Raw genomic sequence first — 16,404 nt, 5'->3', positions numbered from 1 at the left:
CACTGGGCCCCGTCTGAATATGACGTTATGACCGTGCCTGAATTGCTGAAATGGCATGAGCGGGCGGCGGCACGCAATGGAAGTGATTCATGACAGATCGTAATCTGAATATTCGGGTATCACTGAGCGCCGCTAATAAACTTTCTGGCCCCGTTTCCGCTGCATCACGTGCAGCGGCGGCGCTGGCGTCTCAAATCAAATCCACATCAGGCGACATTAAAAACTTAGCCAGTCAGGCAAAAACGTTTGACCGCTTAAGCGATTCTATTAAAAAAAACACAGAGGCTTACGACAAGGAAAAAGCCAAAGTTAAAGAGCTAGCGGCGCAATTTCCAAAATTCAGGGAGCAAACCGAAGAACAGCGTAAAATCCTGCTTGCAGCAAGACAGGAACGGGATCGCTATGGCCGCACCTTGGCTAAAGAAAAGCAGAAATTGCAGGCCGTGGGTGAACAGATGGATAGGCATAATATTTCTATTCGTCAGAGTGATAATGTTACCGCTCAAATTACCCGTCGCACTGAAATTTACAATCAACAATTAGCCGAACAACAACGGCGGTTAAATGCCGTTACACGCGCTCAGAGTAGCTATAGCAAAGCTAAGGAAGTGAGCGGGAAGCTTGCCACGGCGGGGGCTGCTGCAACTGCGGGCAGCGCGGGCTTTTTGTATGCGTCATCTCGCATTATGGCGCCCGGTCTGGATTTCGATGAAGGCATGTCGGGCGTTCAAGCACTAACCCGTCTTGATAAGAATGATCCTCGCCTTAAGATGCTCAGAGAACAAGCCAGAGCGCTGGGAGCCAGTACAGCATTTACGGCAACTGATGCCGCGGCGGGTCAGAAATTTTTAGCGATGGCGGGTTTTACCCCCGAATCTATTAAAGCAGCATTACCGGGCGTGCTAAACATGGCATTAGCCGGGGATGTTGATCTGGGTGAAGCGGCTGATATTGGCTCAAACGTGCTGACCCAGTTCAAACTCAATGCTGATCAGATGGACCGGGTGTCTGACGTTCTGACTGCGACTTTTACCCGTAGCAATACTGATTTACGGCAACTTGGCGAAGCGATGACCTATGCCGGGCCAGTGGCTGCCGACCTGGGTGTTAGTCTAGAAAGTATGGCGGCAATGGCCGCAATGATGGCCGCGAATGGCATGCGCGGCTCGATGGCAGGTACGGCTTTGCGCGGGGGATTATCGCGCCTTGTTGCGCCAGTCGGCGCAGGCGCGGATGCTATGAAGGCAATGGGGATTAAAGTCAGCGGAGCCAATGGCAAGCTGCGGGACATGGGCGATATCCTAAAAGAGGTGGCGCAAAAACTCCGCAAATATGATCAAGCCAGCCAAATCCGCATCAAAAAAGATATTTTTGGCGAGGAGGCTATGGTCGGGATGGGGGCCGTGTTAGAAGGTACCCAAAACGGTAAATATGACGAACAGAAAAAAGCCAACGAAAATTCGAAGGGTGAAGCCGAAAAAGTTGCAAAAGTCAAAATCGATAATCTGAAAGGTGATCTCAAGCAATTAAAATCAGCATGGGAAGATTTGGGGATACAAATGGAAGAGAGCGTTGACTCTCCGTTCCGAAAACTGGCACAAGGGCTAACAAAGGTTATTGCTCGCGTCGGCGACTGGATGAAAACTCATCCCAACTTAACCTATGCACTGATGGTTGGCACGTTGGTTATCGTGACGCTGGTCGGTGCGCTGGGTGCGCTGGCGCTAGCGGCCGCTGCCGTTATCGTGCCCTTAGCTGCGATGAAACTCAGTCTATTTATGCTGACGGGTGGCGGCGGGATCGGCAAGTTAATTCCGTCAGTCGGCAGATTAACGGGCGGCTTGAAGGGACTATTACCGTCACTGGGCGGCGTAAGCAGAAGCGTTAAAGGCTGGGGGCCTATTTTCAAAAATAGCAGTGCGGCGCTAAGTCGCCTTGGCAGTCAACTCGCAACAAGCGGAGCAAATGGGTTTAAGGCATTATCTGGCGGCGCATCGGCGGCGGGGCGTGGGATCGCAATGGCATTCACACAGCCAGCGGCTACGATGTCTACGCTGTTCAACGGGTTAAAGAACTCGGTTTCTTCGGTGTTCGGCGCATTGCGGAGCGGCGGAACAGTGGCGATTAGGGCACTGATGAGCGGGTTTTCACTGTTACTCAGCCCGCTCGGTCTCTTGATTGCTGCTGTTGTCGGCGCTGCGATATTAATCTGGAAATATTGGGAACCCATTAAAGCGTTTTTTAGCGGCTTTTTTGAGGGGCTGATGAAAGGGTTAGCGCCCATTAAAGAAGCATTTAAGCCCCTCGCCCCCATTTTTGATGGCATTGCCAGTGCGGTTAAAAAAGTGTGGGACTGGTTCACAAAGCTATTTGAACCCGTCAATACCACATCAGAAGATTTGAAAGCGTGCACTGAGGCTGGAAAAACATTTGGGGAAATTGTGGGTGCTGCAATCAGCGCCCTCATGTTACCCATCACCGCGGTAGCAAAGGGCCTAGGCTTTATACTGGAAAAATTAGGCGCAATTCCTGACGCTACAAAAGCCGCCGCTGAAGCTGCCGAAGCCATGAACAACAAACCCGTCAAAGTCTCAGACAGCACATCTAAGAAACTTGATGAAATGGGTGAAAAAGTCAAACAACTCGTCGTGCCGAGCTGGGCAAGTAGTATTCTCCCGGCACTAGGAGATAAAACAAAAGGCGTTATTAATAAAGTCAAAGCCGCCGCCAGTGCTGCGGAAAAGAAAAAACTTAAGCAGGACACTGCTACGACAGGTGATAGCAACATACCTGCATATGGCACACAAGTTTATACTCCTAAAGGGGATAAAAAGAATAATAAAAATTCATCAAGTGGTGGAGCCGCAAATACATCGTCGCCAGGTACCACATCCACGTCACTAGCTGATGCTAATAAACTGGGCGAGATTGTCTTTAAGAATTACCCGGCAGTAACGGCGATAGATGGCGCGTATCGTGAGCCCCAGTTGAATGTCCCACGCGCCTCATTGTTATCTCGACTCAAAGATTCTGCGATCGGGCTTGCCAGTGCTGTACTGCCCGAACCTGTACAGCCAGCATTTGCAGGTATTCCTGTACCGATTGATCTGAACGGAAACAGAAATGAGCGGCAAAGAGCGAGTGACAATTACACTTTTGAGCTGAACTTCTACGGTATTGATATGCGTGATAGCAAAGCGCTGGGTGACTTAGTAAAAGAAAAGATAAGTGAACTGATGCGAGAAACTAATACTCGTCGGCGTTCTCGTTTGACTGACGGAGATTAATTTTATGATGATGATTTATGGCATGTTTGTTTTTATGCTGAATACCACGCCCTATCAGTCGCTCAGTCGCGAAATGGCCTGGCGGCATGTGAAAAATGATCGTGTCGGAAAATCGGCAAAGTGGCAGTATATCGGTGCCGGTGAAGACAGTATTACGTTAGATGGAGTGCTGTACCCCGAAGTGACTGGCGGTGATATTTCTCTTGAAGCCCTGCGCACGCTGGCGTACGCGGGCAGGGCATGGCCGCTGATTGAAGGGACAGGCATGATCTATGGCATGTTTGTGATTGAAAGCCTGAATGAAACCCGCACTGAATTTTTCTCAGATGGTAAAGCCCGAAAAATTGAATTTACTTTATCACTGAAAAAAGTCAGTGAAGATATTCGAGAAGGCTTAAGCAATATTACTGCTGATGACCTACTTAATATTGTTAAATAATTTACGCTTGTTGATTGTATTTTTATTTAAAACATTAATAGTATCTTGAGATATCGCAGCAATATCATTGCTGATTTTCTCTTTATCACTTTTCGATGATATAAGTTTTTTGTAATTAGTGGCTGGCATGATATTCATAATACTGCTTGCAGCAATAAAAAAACGACGCATTGACATCTCTCATCTCCATATCTTGAACACGAACAAGGGCCTCACGGCCCTGTTTTTTATTACTTCGGCACTTCCGGCCACTCAACATTCGGCGCTTGATTCACATCTACACGAGTCAGCAATACTCTGTATTTTCTCCATTCCAACAGAGCTTCTTTCTCTGAGTCTGTAGCGACTTCTAAGTCAACAGAGTCTTGTAGCAAGGAGATTGTTTCATTTGCTTGCTGTAACAGTGTTGCTTGTTTCTGTTTTGCTTCGTTGATTTGATGAGACTTGAGTAAGTCTTTATCAACTACCCAATCCTTACCATCCCATTTGTCGAAATCGGTAGGTGGTTTCTTGAAGGTCAGGGTTTCCGGCAATTCCCCAATTTCAGTAATTTCAATCGGGTCACGAGTCAGCGTGTCGTAAGCGATTTTTCCGCGATAGTCGGGGAGTATTTCCCAGCACTTGCCGTCTTCGCTACGACAGACAGCTTCGTCAGGAGATTTCGGCAGTTCGGGAGCATCAGGATAAGCCCCGGCTGACAGACTGACGCCGAGCATTACGTACTCAATATCAGAGTTGGTAAATTCTCTCGTTATTTGATTCGAGTGATAAACCTTTATCCAGCCGGCCTGAGTAGCTAATCCATCTTTACCCAATACGGCTTTTTCATGTTCTAAAGAGTATTTCTGTTCTGTCATTATATTGCTCTCACTATGTAGTTAAATGCGACGTTGCGGGGACGGGTTTCGTTGCCGCCTGTATTGTTAGCAATTGATGTATCAGTGGCGCCACCTTTCACATCCCTACCGAGTGGGAAATTGTAGCCATTCACCGGCCCCTGATTGGGTGACATATAGCGACTATCTGCGTTACCCTCCGCAAGCTGTATTTTTTTTGTTCTATCAGCTTGCCACGACCCACACACTCGCCCCGGATCTACCCCCCGGCTATCATCCCATCCTCGAATAAACTCCCCTCTTAAATCAGGTACTTTGCCGTCCGGGTAGGCTTCCGCTAACTTTGGGTATAAGGATTTGTCAAACGTTTGACCGTTGCATGTTAGATAGCCGGGTGGTGTGTAGCGATGGGGATACGGAATGGGAGAGCCAACGGGGTGAGTATTGACTACTCCGCCAAGCCGCGCTTTTGAGCTTGCCTTTAGAAAATATGAATAAAGATTTCCGTCTTTATCAACGTAGATTTGTCCGATGTCGCCTTTTTCTGAACCTATATTGATCCCTTTTGCCCATTGGGTTTCAAGCCCAGCTTGAAATATGCCGACATAATTATTATTTGGTAAATCTGAAAAATTATTGAGGCCGTTAACAGCCCCCACATCCCCGGCACTCAGACTGACATCCCCGGTTAACGCCTTGCCGTTAATTTTCCGGCTGCTCGGTACCGCATTCTTAGATAAATTGACGGTTTCCACCAACCCGAGGTTTTTCACAAACTCACTTTTGTTAGGGATGTCGGCACCGTTTTGGTTTTTGGCAAGCTTACTATTAGCATTGTCATTCACATCAGTAACTAACTTCTGAGTGGCTGCAAGGGTATTACTGTTACCTGTTTTGTCTGTGAGTTGGGTGATGCCTTTTTGGGTTAATGAGGCGTCGGGCACGCTTGCAAGCTTACTTGCTGCAAGATCATAAGCTGCTTTTACGGCTTTTGGCGTAGCAGCCAGGGTTTCACTTACGCTATTTGTTGCACTACTCAGTAGTACAACTCCTTTCTGAGTCAATGAGGCATCAGGCAAAGGCGGTAAATCTTTTTTTAATAAATATTGCGGATGCGGATCACTAGCTGCAAGATGGGCTTTAAACGCATTATCACAGTAAGCTTTCACTTCAATCGTGTTTTTATCGACATACTCACGTGTTGCCAATACTACAGACGGATCAACTTTTAACGTGACTGATTCAGTGTTGTTAACAATTAGAATCATTCTCACCGTTTGTGTTCTACCTGAACCTTCTTGTAATTGTGGTTTGTAGGTTTCTGGACAATTTGCTACTGCAATTAAGCTATCCTCGCTATCAAATAAGCCAATTTCACGCAGCCACCAACCCCCCTCATTTTCGGGAATAATTTGTTCAGCAATAATTTGGTTGGTGTTCACCGGGTCAACACTTAATGTATTAATTGCAGCGCGACGCTTTTCATTAACTAATTTTGTCTGATTGGCGTCAGGCTCCGGCAATTTGCCGCCACCGTCACCCACGGCCATATGAGTAATACTAATCTTGGTACCCAGTGCGGCAGCATTCGCCAGCTTTGCCGCGCCCAACTTAGTTAAAATGGCAAAGTATTTCATGATAAAATCCTCATCGTATCAATCAAATGAACCGCTGATCCCGCATGAGCGGTACCTTTGGTTTCAATCAGTTCTGGCAAATAGGGGTAAACTGTCAGACTATCGCCGATATAGCTTGTTGCCGCGCAGTGAATGACACCCGATATATCTAAACTAACAGCTAAACCAATTAAGTGACGGCTTACGGGTTTAGCATCAGAGATTAAACGCTCAAGCTCTGAAAATATTTCAGCGGTAATCCCGCTCTCACGAACGCCGATTTCAAGTCGGAAAGTGCCGGGCGCATCATTGGTTTGCCACCATTCCTTTATTTGAATGAAATAGCCCAACGGCTCCACCACACGGCGGATAGCACCAATAGTGCCCTTATGTTTGTGCAAAAATAGTGAGTTTTTTATTACCTCTCGCTTAGTCGTTACCGGCCAGTTTTCATCCCAACGATCAACGGACCACGCCCACGCCAAATAAGGCAATAATTCCACCGGGCAAGTATCAGGATTCCAGAGCTGGCGAAGTGGTACCGGCACGTCTTGTAATTGTGCGCATGCCTTAGCTGCGGCCACTTCCAAAACCGTAGAGCCTGTTGGCAATAGACGGTCATTCATCAGAACCCCCAACACTTAGTTTTGCGGCGGTACAAAATGACACTTGAGTTTTATCTAACACGACGTCATTTGTGGGTGATTTCAATTCCACGCGTTGCACACCTTCGACATGCAAAGCGGCATAGATGGCAGATAAGCGAATATCACGCCCCAACCGATGTTGGGTTTCTGTATAGCGTTTCATTTGTTGCTCGGCAGCAACGCGAATCGGCTCAGACTCCGGCGTAGGATAGAGATAAAGCACGGCATCAATCTGATATTCAACTACTTTAGCTGATTGAACGACCAGTCGGTCAGCAACGGGCCTAACGTTCTCGTCATTCAGTGCTGCTGCGACTTTATTGAGTAAATCTTGTGAAGCAACACCATTATTTTCCCGCGACATAATAGTCACAGTGACATTGGCCGGTGACGGACTGATAGCCGATGCATCAGCAACACGGCCATCGGCGCTACGGGCATGATATTCATAAGACGCAACAGGACCGGCAACACTTAGCCCTTCAAAAGCCTGCGGGATACGAACCCTAAAATCTCTATCAGATTCCATGATCGCAGGAGTTGACGGGATAGTACTGTCATCGGCATTCTGTAATATTAATCGCGAGATATTATTATTTGCGCCCAACTGATCTAAATCGCTACCCGTTGCATAGGCTACCATTACCGCGCGGGCGGCTTCATTCACGCGTTGACGTAGCAACAATTCCCGATAAGCATTCTCCTGTAATAATTTCACAATTGGCTCAGATTCCAGCTCAAGCGTACGAGTGATTGCAGCTCGTTGCGCTTCGGGATAAAGAGATATCAGCCTGGCTTTACGTTCAGCCAACAAGCTTTCATAATCCAGTGGCTCGACGACATCAGGTGGCGGCAACTGGCTTAGGTCAATAGTTGGCATAGTTTCACCTCACAGGAATAGCTATCGCTAAATCATTGCCATTAATATGAACGCCGGTTATTTCAACGTGCATTTCTCCCGCCTCTGTACGCTGAAATGTAATCGCTGTCAGTCGTACACGGGGTTCCCAGCGCAAAATAGCCAGATAACATGCGCTCATGATTTTTAAACGCAAGGCCGGATTTTGCGGCTGATCAATCAGTGCGGGCAGCAATGAACCGTACTCACGGCGCATAACGCGAGCGCCGATAGCGGTCATCAAAATATCGGTGATGCTTTGGCGAACGTGTTCAATATCAGTCATGTTGCGGCCGGTTTGCTTATTCATACCCAAAAATTTCATTATGCGGGGCCCCCCGATGTATCACCGCCTGATTTAACGCCGGTGTGCTTATGTGAATCCACGATCACCCCGTTTGAGCTGAATTGCCCGCCGCTATGTTCAATATTGCCCGCCATTTTCCCGCCTTTTTGCACTACCAAGCTGGCTGTTGTCAGTAAATTGGTGCAAATGACTTCTGGTGTATCAAGCGTGATATTACTGCTCGCGATGCAAGTGATTTTTGGTGCGGTTACACTGACTGATTCAGACGCATTCACCGTTGCGGTTTTAATACCGGTTACTTTTAAGGCACTGGACGCCGGTTCATATTCCATTACTGCCCCATCAGGGAAAGCGATATGAACAGCGTCGGCAGAAACCAACGGTGCCGGAAATTGATCAGAATAAACGGCCGGTAATACAAAGGCGGTTGTCAATTCTCCCCCTACAGACAGCAATAAAACCTGTTCGCCAATACTGGGTGCCCACCAATTTCGGGAACGACCTGCTCGCAGTGTCAACCAACACAACCAGTCGGTTTTTAAGCCGCCGGTTTGCACACGGCAACGATGACCGACAAGATCAATGTCTGTGACTAAACCGACGCGGATAATATTTGTTAACAGTCGGTGCAATTCGGCTAATGTCATAATTGTCCTACTAAGTCATGATAAATCAGTTCAATCAATTGCAACCGATCATGGGGTGTGAGGCCCAATAATTGGCGCTGCGGATAACGCACCTCCGCAAGAGCGTTAATACTGCCCTCCAAACCATATTGATGCTGACGAGCAACAACAGCGGCTCGTCCCTGGAAGCCAACAACAGCGGCTGATGATGATGCGCTGGACTTAAGAAAACGGGCGGTTCTCAATCGCCGGAACATCGGATCGCGGCGATTTGATGTTTTTTTCACTTCACTGTGATTGATTTCCAGATAACGCTCTATGCCGCTGCGATAAAATGAGCGCACCGCGTTACGTTCTTCATCAAAGCCGGTAATCATACGCCCCCGCCGACCACGGGTTGCCCGCCAATTTTTCAACGTGCGTACATCTCCTTGGTACAAAAATTTAATGCCTTTTTGTGAGCGCAATACGCGACGGCGGCGAGGCTCATAAGGGGTGCCATCCACATTTTTTTGACTGCGAATGCGTTTCTGTTGGTCAGCACGAATCGCTTTTGCCAGTTTGTTAGCTAGCCTGCGGCGATATACTGGTTTTGTTGTACTGATTAATCTTTGCAGTTCATTATCAAGCGTAATGAACAGTGAATTATTTTCCGTCATTGCTGTACGTCCCCGCCAATACCCCCCAAGGATCGGGACTAGAAGGATAAGGAGGCTCATCAAGATGGTGTGTTGTCAATTGCCCGTTTTCTGCATGAACAATGACGCGTTCAGTTGTTCGCAATACAAATAAAATATCTGCGGTACCATCACTTAAAATATCCGCGTCAAATTTAATGCCGTCTGTACGCTGATCAGGATTAAATAACAGGTCAGGTTGATGCCGACGCGCCCATTCAAGCACCGGGATACTGAGGCTATCGAGTGATGCCGGGTAATCAAGTGCTAGCACATGCAATTTATATTGATACAAAAATGACGGTGAAGTCGTGCCAGTTGCTATCAGATTTCCCTCAGTTACATACACTTCCAGCCGGTCTGGATTTTGAACAAAAAAGGGATTGTGTTTTGTGATAATGTCTCTCATCAGCTTTGTTTTCAGCATATTTCCCCCGTTATTGGCACTGGGTTTTAATGTAGTCCTGCAAATATTTTATTTGTTGTTCGTTCTCAACAATCATTCTTCGGAAATCGAAATAATCTTGTTCAGTTGATGGGTTAAGTCGTGGGGTGTCTGCATGGCCCACGCTGCCGGAGGAACCGGCTTTGCCTTGATGACAGGTGGCCGCGACGCGCAACCGGCGACGACCAGCGGTAACATCGTTGCGAAGCACATCAATTTCAGATTTCGCACGAGCAAGTTCCTTTATATTCTGATTATCCAGTTCAGACAGGTGCTTTATTTTCTCCTGCTGATTAACAATTTCATTCTGTTGTTCCAGCAACTCGTTTTGCAGCCTGAGGCTTGTATTAAGCTGGTCTGTATATTGACTTCGATAGTGATAAGCAATAAGACAGACAAGCGCCAGCGCAATCACCGTATAACCATGAGAATTAAACTTCATAATATCGCCCTACAAAAGGGAAAAGGCTTTATCAATGACCGAATCGCTATAAGGTTGACTACCATTTTCCATGGTAATAATGGACTTAATAAGCTTTGTCATAAATTCTTTATTAAATACATCAACAACCTGATCGCGAGTCAATTCCGTGCCGTTACATACGTGGTTAATATAGGCATCGGTATTATTTTCATTAGAGGGTGCCCAACGAGAAATAATGCCGCTGACTGTATTAATTCCATATTTGCGATTGTAATTCTGAATAATTTTAATCATGGCCCGAATACCATATTCAGGGCTACTAAACTGACAAAAAGATTTATCAGTACGTTGCGATCCCAGTACCAAACCTTGCCAAGGAAGGCCCCAACGGATATTGCCAGGGTTATGATTTCGGATGCCTCGACTCATATTCATTTTTTATCCCCGCTTTATTATTTAACGTTCCGCGCATTAACTGACCGAAAAAGTCGGTACCAAGATAACCAATAATGACGCTGCCGATGTAAGCCAAATCCGTGCTCATACCAAAGAAATCCAGCACATCACGAATAAACCATGCAATCATGGCACACATAATGGCGTCCATAATCGTTGTCCAGAATTTACCGCCGTTATAGCGACCTCTGAGATACGCCATTGCGGCGGCCAGCGCGGCACCTATACCCTGCTCTCTAACTGATAACAGCCACTCCCATAACTGAAAAAAAATGTCAGGCTGATTTTTCATGTATCATCCTTTTGTCACAGGCTCCCTAGTTGTACAGCCTAGTGTCTTAATTTAATCCCACAATTGAACAATGCTATCCTGTGCCTGTGGTGCGAAATCTGGCAAGATAACAAGCTGGCCGGGGCGCAACAGCGTCGTGTTGCAAATATCGTTATTAGCGCTTAACACAGCTTCAACAACACCTTGCGTACGTCCGTAATAACGTTGACACAATAGATCAACGGTATCCCCCTGTAGCGCCTGCACTTCCATCAAACCAACTCCGCTATCATGCGATTTTTACCGAGCACATCGCGGAGGGCATTTTGTCCATCCCGTCGCAGATCATCAATTTGTGTGCTCAACGCCTCGGCGTGTTTTTCTCCGTCGCGTGTTGTGTCAATGTCGCGATAATTTTCAATCAGCAAAGCTTTAGTGAAGCTGTAAACCGCGTGGCGGTAGCGAAAAACATACGCCGTAGTGTCGTTGATAGCAGGAGAAGGAACCGAAACGAGTGAAGCAAAGCCGTTTTCTTCCTGCTCTTGTTGCCACGCAGACAGCAATTGATTGACATATAACACCGCTTCAACAGTGATGTGTATCAATCGCTCAGTTGTCACTGCGCCGTTCAGGCGCATCGAATTGCGCAAATCAGATAACGTTATCTCCGGCCAGAATGTACCAGAAGTGACTTTGTCATTGATATCGGCATGAGTATCGATAGGATGAGGTTGTTTGGCTGCTACTAAGCTCATAATTCACCTGCTGAAAGAAACGGCGGTGAACGGCAAAACGGACTGAGTTTAAAAACCGGTCTGATCACCGTGCCGCCTGGCACGCGGGGTGCATTCAGTTAACGTGAAGATTTATTCTTCGCCGCTGTTGTTTTTGTCTTGGTCGTTTTTTTTCCAGTCGCTGCGGGTTTCGTCTTTGGGGGCTCAGCTACTGCGTTATCCGGCGAAGCCGAGTCATCAGCGGTTTTTTTTAATTCTCTCGTCAGCGTTTCGATATCTTTTTTCACCCCGATATTGGCAAACAATAACAATGCTTGCTGCATAAGAGATAATGCGCGTTCTTTGTCTGCCCGCCGCTCACTGAGGCGCAAGGTATACGCCACTGTTTTAAATAGCTTGGCTCTAACTTGGCTGGGCATGTCCAGCGGCTCAACCAATTCAGCGAGTCGCTCCAGTATTGCGAGAGGGACAGGCTCAACGGACTCGCTACACGCTGAAAAAATCGTTAGTGCTTTATCGCAAATCTCATCTACTAATAATGGTCCCACTGTACGGCGATAGTGATCGGGCAAGGGCAGGTTATGGCGAATGACATACTCGGCCAGCGTCAGTGCCCGCGCGTAATTACCAATGTCCATGTCCCAAATCATTACGTGAATGAGTACCTCGTCGGCCTGACCGGTGTCAGCGTCTAATACTCCGTTAATCCAACTGTCATAATGCGCAATGACTTCGCGTTTGTAGTCAATTTTTCGCTCTGTGCCTTGCAGGACAGATAACCGTGACTGATCAATGCGCAGGCGGTGTAATATCTGTTCATATGCAGTCAGCGCTTCTGATGACATAATTTCATCGCCACGGCGTGAAGCCATAACCTGTTGCCAATGTTGTTGTGCCGGTGTCAGCATCATTCCCCCTCGTGCCAGTGCCGAATGATGACGGCACCGGATACTGTGACTTATTCTTCGCCGCCGCTTTCTGCGCTTGCCAACGAAATCCCCTCGATCAGACAACTCAGGCCATAGTCTTCAATAACATAACCGTCATTGCTTTGCGCATAGGTTGCTATGCGGTTGTATTCCGGCTCGTTTTTGATATAGCGGTTGTATTTCCCTTTCTGCCAATAGAGCGACAGGTTTTTAAAGGTGGTGATCCAAATAGTACCGTCAGGAAAGAAAGGGACTCTCATCGTCGGCAGACCACCCAGCGTACTAAGCTTCATCAACTCATTACCCGCCAGTAGCTCCATGTTCGGGCTGTTTTGGCTGTGCTGGTTCAGGATCTTGAAATTTTTCTGGGTCGTCAGGCGTGAACCGGTGATAGCGAGCAAACCGGGGGCGTTCTGATGCCACGGATCAAGCAAAGAAGTCACCGCGTCATAAACAGCGGCGTCATAGTTGCCGTAGTCGCCTTTCTTAATGATTTTCCCGTCCTCATCACGACGGGTAATAGTAATGCCTTTCATCACACGCTGCGGGGCGTTGTCGCGCATGTGCTGTAACCAGCCGATATTGACATCTTGCAACAGCGGGTTTTTTGCACGGTCGGATTTCAGGGCGCACGACGTGCCATTAAAACCAATCATTAGACGGTCATTGGCTTCCTGCTGGACAATCTGCTGGCTAATCAGTTGCTGAAATTGCGGGTGGTCATTCCATGCATCAATCTGCGTATAGCCGACAAAGGTATCAAAGTTAATTTGCTCACAACGATAGCGGTTAGCCTTTAAATCATGGACACTGACTGGCTCACGGCGTTCCGTGGTTGATGTATTACGGCTAGCAATGGTGCGGTTGATACCCACGCCGATTTTTTCCCCTTCTTGCTCGGTTACGCCGATAGAATTGATTTCTTTCAAAAAGGGGCTGGCTTCCATTTTGGCTTTTTCAAGGCGCTGCTGAACAGCGGGGGTCACAGTTAATTGAATGCTATCCCCTTCGCGCCTGACGCCGTTTAATTTGCCTTGTTGATCAAGGTAGGACAGATATTGTTGACGTCCTTCGTTACTGAGTGACATAGATAAAATTCCTGTAAGCAATTAATAATCGGCTAACACTTGGGTTGAACCATTTGCCAGTGGTCGATGTGTTGATGAATTATCCTGCTGGCTGAGTTGGTTTTTCAGCGTAGAGAGTTCATTTTCAAGCGCAGTGATTTTTTCCGACTGACTGGTGTATAGCACTTCCAGTTGGGACAACTTTTGCACTTGATTAAGGGCTTCACCGCATTTTTCAGCGGTTAATTGCACCATCTCCCGCAAGGTGTTTAATTCCGCGTTGTTATGATCGCGGCGCAGCCCCAGTGCTTTTTTCACGGACAGCACAAACTTCTCACCGATGGATTTATCGGCGGCATTGCTTTGTTCTACGCCTTCAATCAGTTCGACGGCGGTTTCTAATGAAGCAGACAAATAACGGTCATCGCTACTTGGTAACCCACGTTCCTGAACGCTTAATTTAATCAGCTCTGTGCCCACGGCGGCAGGCGTATCGGTCAACGCAATCCCGGTCAGATAAGCACTCTGGGTCTGAGGAAAGCACGAGTAAAATTCAATGCTGGAAAAGATCTTCTGTCCGGTCTGGTTCAGCTTGAACACCGCCGCGTCTTTCTCTTCGTCCAACTCCACAGTGACTTCTAGCGCCAGCTTGCCCTGTAGCGGACCGTCTTTGATTTCATAAGCACCGGCTGACTTGACGAGGGCATAATGACGAAACAGGCTGTCTGGATACAGGCTTTTCACGTGTTCCAGATTCAAACGTGCCGCATACAGACGGGGGTTATAGTTATCCGCCATTTGTTGGATCTGTTCGCGGGTGACGGCAAAGCCATTGAGCGTCATTCCCTCCGTGCAGACCGTTAATTTAATGGTTTTTGGCATAGTCACTTCTCCAACAAGACCTCTGACTTTTGATGGTGCTATGTTCGCAGCCACGGCTTTTTGACTCAAAGCTTTCGCCGTGTCGTGGCACTGTGACAGGCGGGAGTCATAGCGGCGCACGCGCGGGCTGTGGGAAAGTGGCGGCATGATGACGACAGAACATGATCCTCGATATGAAGCCAAAAGCCTGTACTGGCAAGCCTACAGCGTTTCGCAAATAGCAAAACAGCTGGGCGTCAGTGCGAACACGATTTACTCCTGGCGGCGGCGCGATAAATGGGATGAAGCCAACCCCATCGAGCGCGTCAACGGCGAGCTTCACGTAAAAATATTACGATTACAGGCGAAAGAAACCCTGACACCGCATGACTTCAAGACGCTGGATTTTCTTTATCGCCAGTTGGAACGTTTCGATCGCGCTGAAGCCAAAAAAGAAGGGAAGAAAAAAGCAAAAACCCCGAAAAATCACTTTAGTGATGAACAAATCGTTGAATTGCGGGCATTGGTCTATGAATCCCTGTTTGAGTATCAAAAACGCTGGTACAAACAGAAAGACCGCCGCAACCGCATGATATTAAAATCGCGGCAAATTGGGGCCACGTGGTATTTTGCCCGTGAAGCGCTGATCACCGCGCTGGAAACCGGCAATAATCAGATTTTTTTGTCTGCCAGCCGGGCGCAGGCATATCAGTTCAAGAAATTTATCCGTGTTGCCGCGCGGCAAGTCGGTGTTGAGCTCAAAGGCGGTGACGAGATTATTTTGTCAAACGGGGCAACACTCTATTTTCTCGGTACATCGGCTGCTAATGCGCAATCCTATACCGGCGATCTCTATTTCGATGAATTCTTTTGGGTCAGCAATTTTATGAACCTGCGCAAAGTTGCAGCGGGAATGGCAACCCACATAGGATTAAGACGAACTTATTTTTCGGTACCGTCCAGCGAGGAACACGAGGGATATCCGTTCTGGACAGGGGACTTTTTTAATAAAGCCCGCCCCGGCAAGAAACAAGTTGTTATTGATACCAGTCATGCCACATTACAACATGGTGTATTGTGCGGGGATAACATTTGGCGACAGATCGTGACTATTCATGACGCTATCGCGGCAGGTCTGAATCTTGTTGATTTAGAAGAAATCGAGAGTGAAAACAACCCTGGGGATTTTGATAATCTTTACCGCTGCATTTTTGTTAAATCGGGTGAACGAGCTTTTGACTATAACGAAGTGATTAAATGCGGTGTTGACGGTTACAACGATAATGTCTGGCCGGACTGGAAACCCTATGCGCTGCGGCCGCTAGGACGCAAACCCGTCTATATCGGCGCGGATCCGACCGGTACCGGGGGTAACGGTGACGGCTTAGGACTGGTTGTGATGTCACCGCCTGCTATCAGTGGCGGTAAATGGCGAGTCATTGAAGCGCTGCAATGCCGCGGTATGGCTTTTGAGAAGCAAGCCGAAGAAATTCGCAAACTCACTGAGCGCTATAACGTGCAAGGGATCACGATAGACGGTACCGGCGGTACCGGCGAAGCCGTGCATGAACTGGTTTGTAAATGGTTCCCGGCAGCAACCCTATTGAAATATTCCGCGCCGCTTAAACGTCTTCTGGTGATGAAAGCACAAATGCTAATCCGTTCCGGCCGATTTGAATACGATGCCGGCATGAAACAAGTCGCTACTTCGTTTATGTCTATTAAGAAAATAATTACACAGGGCGGTGTTGTGACTTATGACGCCGACCGCACACGCGGCATTGATCATGGTGACATTGCTTGGGCTGTGATGAATGTTCTGTACGGGGAACCCATATCCAGCGACGCAGGCACTAATGAGTCTTTTGTAACGGAGTTTTAATC

The 16,404-nt window shown here is 47.6% G+C and carries 21 protein-coding genes; 4 read left to right on the top strand and 17 right to left on the bottom strand.

Features of this window, described 5'->3' with window-relative positions:
* The first annotated feature begins 27 nt into the window (after positions 1-27).
* Genes EAE93_RS25290 through EAE93_RS07150 form a run of 3 tightly spaced genes read left to right on the top strand, consistent with a single transcriptional unit; the run spans position 28 to position 3,726 of the window.
* Positions 28-93, top strand: a complete 66-nt coding sequence (locus EAE93_RS25290; protein ID WP_321208849.1) for a GpE family phage tail protein — start codon at positions 28-30, stop codon at positions 91-93.
* On the top strand, positions 90-3,287 hold the full coding sequence (locus tag EAE93_RS07155; protein WP_214039395.1) for a phage tail tape measure protein: 3,198 nt from the start codon (positions 90-92) through the stop codon (positions 3,285-3,287). The genes EAE93_RS25290 and EAE93_RS07155 overlap by 4 nt, the downstream gene beginning before the upstream one ends.
* Positions 3,288-3,291: 4 nt before the next feature.
* Positions 3,292-3,726, top strand: coding sequence for a phage tail protein (locus EAE93_RS07150; RefSeq protein WP_065390718.1), 435 nt, complete (start codon positions 3,292-3,294; stop codon positions 3,724-3,726).
* Here the strand turns inward: EAE93_RS07150 and EAE93_RS07145 are convergent.
* The 17 genes from EAE93_RS07145 to EAE93_RS07065 form a co-directional block, all read right to left on the bottom strand.
* A complete protein-coding gene (locus EAE93_RS07145) occupies positions 3,706-3,903 on the bottom strand; it encodes a hypothetical protein (RefSeq protein WP_214039394.1) in 198 nt (65 codons plus the stop codon). The genes EAE93_RS07150 and EAE93_RS07145 overlap by 21 nt on opposite strands.
* Positions 3,904-3,956: 53 nt before the next feature.
* Positions 3,957-4,583 carry a tail fiber assembly protein gene (locus tag EAE93_RS07140; RefSeq protein ID WP_214039393.1) on the bottom strand — a complete coding sequence of 209 codons (627 nt, stop codon included), beginning with the start codon at positions 4,581-4,583 and terminating at the stop codon, positions 3,957-3,959.
* Positions 4,583-6,199 carry a phage tail-collar fiber domain-containing protein gene (locus EAE93_RS07135; RefSeq protein ID WP_214039392.1) on the bottom strand — a complete coding sequence of 539 codons (1,617 nt, stop codon included), beginning with the start codon at positions 6,197-6,199 and terminating at the stop codon, positions 4,583-4,585. Before EAE93_RS07135 ends, EAE93_RS07140 begins: the two co-directional genes overlap by 1 nt.
* Complete coding sequence (locus EAE93_RS07130; protein ID WP_214039391.1) at positions 6,196-6,804, bottom strand: phage tail protein I; 609 nt, start codon at positions 6,802-6,804, stop codon at positions 6,196-6,198. The genes EAE93_RS07135 and EAE93_RS07130 overlap by 4 nt, the downstream gene beginning before the upstream one ends.
* Positions 6,797-7,705 (bottom strand): baseplate assembly protein, encoded by a 909-nt coding sequence (locus tag EAE93_RS07125; RefSeq protein WP_214039390.1) that lies wholly within the window; start codon positions 7,703-7,705, stop codon positions 6,797-6,799. The genes EAE93_RS07130 and EAE93_RS07125 overlap by 8 nt, the downstream gene beginning before the upstream one ends.
* Positions 7,706-7,709: 4 nt before the next feature.
* Positions 7,710-8,048, bottom strand: a complete 339-nt coding sequence (locus EAE93_RS07120; protein ID WP_110091586.1) for a GPW/gp25 family protein — start codon at positions 8,046-8,048, stop codon at positions 7,710-7,712.
* Positions 8,048-8,677, bottom strand: coding sequence for a phage baseplate assembly protein V (locus tag EAE93_RS07115; RefSeq protein ID WP_214039389.1), 630 nt, complete (start codon positions 8,675-8,677; stop codon positions 8,048-8,050). The genes EAE93_RS07120 and EAE93_RS07115 overlap by 1 nt, the downstream gene beginning before the upstream one ends.
* Complete coding sequence (locus tag EAE93_RS07110) at positions 8,674-9,315, bottom strand: phage virion morphogenesis protein (RefSeq protein ID WP_214039388.1); 642 nt, start codon at positions 9,313-9,315, stop codon at positions 8,674-8,676. Before EAE93_RS07110 ends, EAE93_RS07115 begins: the two co-directional genes overlap by 4 nt.
* Positions 9,302-9,760 carry a phage tail protein gene (locus EAE93_RS07105; protein WP_110091583.1) on the bottom strand — a complete coding sequence of 153 codons (459 nt, stop codon included), beginning with the start codon at positions 9,758-9,760 and terminating at the stop codon, positions 9,302-9,304. The genes EAE93_RS07110 and EAE93_RS07105 overlap by 14 nt, the downstream gene beginning before the upstream one ends.
* Before the next feature lie 10 nt (positions 9,761-9,770).
* Positions 9,771-10,220 (bottom strand): lysis protein, encoded by a 450-nt coding sequence (locus tag EAE93_RS07100; RefSeq protein WP_214039387.1) that lies wholly within the window; start codon positions 10,218-10,220, stop codon positions 9,771-9,773.
* Positions 10,221-10,229: 9 nt separating this feature from the next.
* Positions 10,230-10,631 (bottom strand): structural protein, encoded by a 402-nt coding sequence (locus EAE93_RS07095; RefSeq protein ID WP_214039485.1) that lies wholly within the window; start codon positions 10,629-10,631, stop codon positions 10,230-10,232.
* Positions 10,606-10,950 carry a phage holin, lambda family gene (locus EAE93_RS07090; protein WP_214039386.1) on the bottom strand — a complete coding sequence of 115 codons (345 nt, stop codon included), beginning with the start codon at positions 10,948-10,950 and terminating at the stop codon, positions 10,606-10,608. Before EAE93_RS07090 ends, EAE93_RS07095 begins: the two co-directional genes overlap by 26 nt.
* A 51-nt stretch (positions 10,951-11,001) precedes the next feature.
* Positions 11,002-11,202, bottom strand: coding sequence for a tail protein X (locus EAE93_RS07085; RefSeq protein ID WP_214039385.1), 201 nt, complete (start codon positions 11,200-11,202; stop codon positions 11,002-11,004).
* Positions 11,202-11,684, bottom strand: coding sequence for a head completion/stabilization protein (locus EAE93_RS07080; protein WP_214039384.1), 483 nt, complete (start codon positions 11,682-11,684; stop codon positions 11,202-11,204). Before EAE93_RS07080 ends, EAE93_RS07085 begins: the two co-directional genes overlap by 1 nt.
* Positions 11,685-11,782: 98 nt before the next feature.
* The gene (gpM, locus tag EAE93_RS07075) at positions 11,783-12,574 is read right to left on the bottom strand and encodes a phage terminase small subunit (RefSeq protein WP_250150928.1); all 792 of its coding nucleotides are present in this window, start codon (positions 12,572-12,574) and stop codon (positions 11,783-11,785) included.
* Between the two features lie 47 nt (positions 12,575-12,621).
* The gene (locus EAE93_RS07070; protein ID WP_110091576.1) at positions 12,622-13,680 is read right to left on the bottom strand and encodes a phage major capsid protein, P2 family; all 1,059 of its coding nucleotides are present in this window, start codon (positions 13,678-13,680) and stop codon (positions 12,622-12,624) included.
* Between the two features lie 21 nt (positions 13,681-13,701).
* Positions 13,702-14,541 (bottom strand): GPO family capsid scaffolding protein, encoded by an 840-nt coding sequence (locus EAE93_RS07065; protein WP_214039383.1) that lies wholly within the window; start codon positions 14,539-14,541, stop codon positions 13,702-13,704.
* A 145-nt stretch (positions 14,542-14,686) separates the two neighbouring features.
* On the opposite strand from EAE93_RS07065, the gene EAE93_RS07060 reads away from it, so the two are divergent.
* Positions 14,687-16,402, top strand: a complete 1,716-nt coding sequence (locus EAE93_RS07060; protein ID WP_214039382.1) for a terminase large subunit domain-containing protein — start codon at positions 14,687-14,689, stop codon at positions 16,400-16,402.
* Positions 16,403-16,404: the final 2 nt, after the last annotated feature.

The organism is Photorhabdus akhurstii (assembly GCF_018448925.1).
GTDB classification, from domain to species: domain Bacteria; phylum Pseudomonadota; class Gammaproteobacteria; order Enterobacterales; family Enterobacteriaceae; genus Photorhabdus; species Photorhabdus akhurstii.
This window is presented reverse-complemented; position numbering and strand designations above follow the sequence as displayed.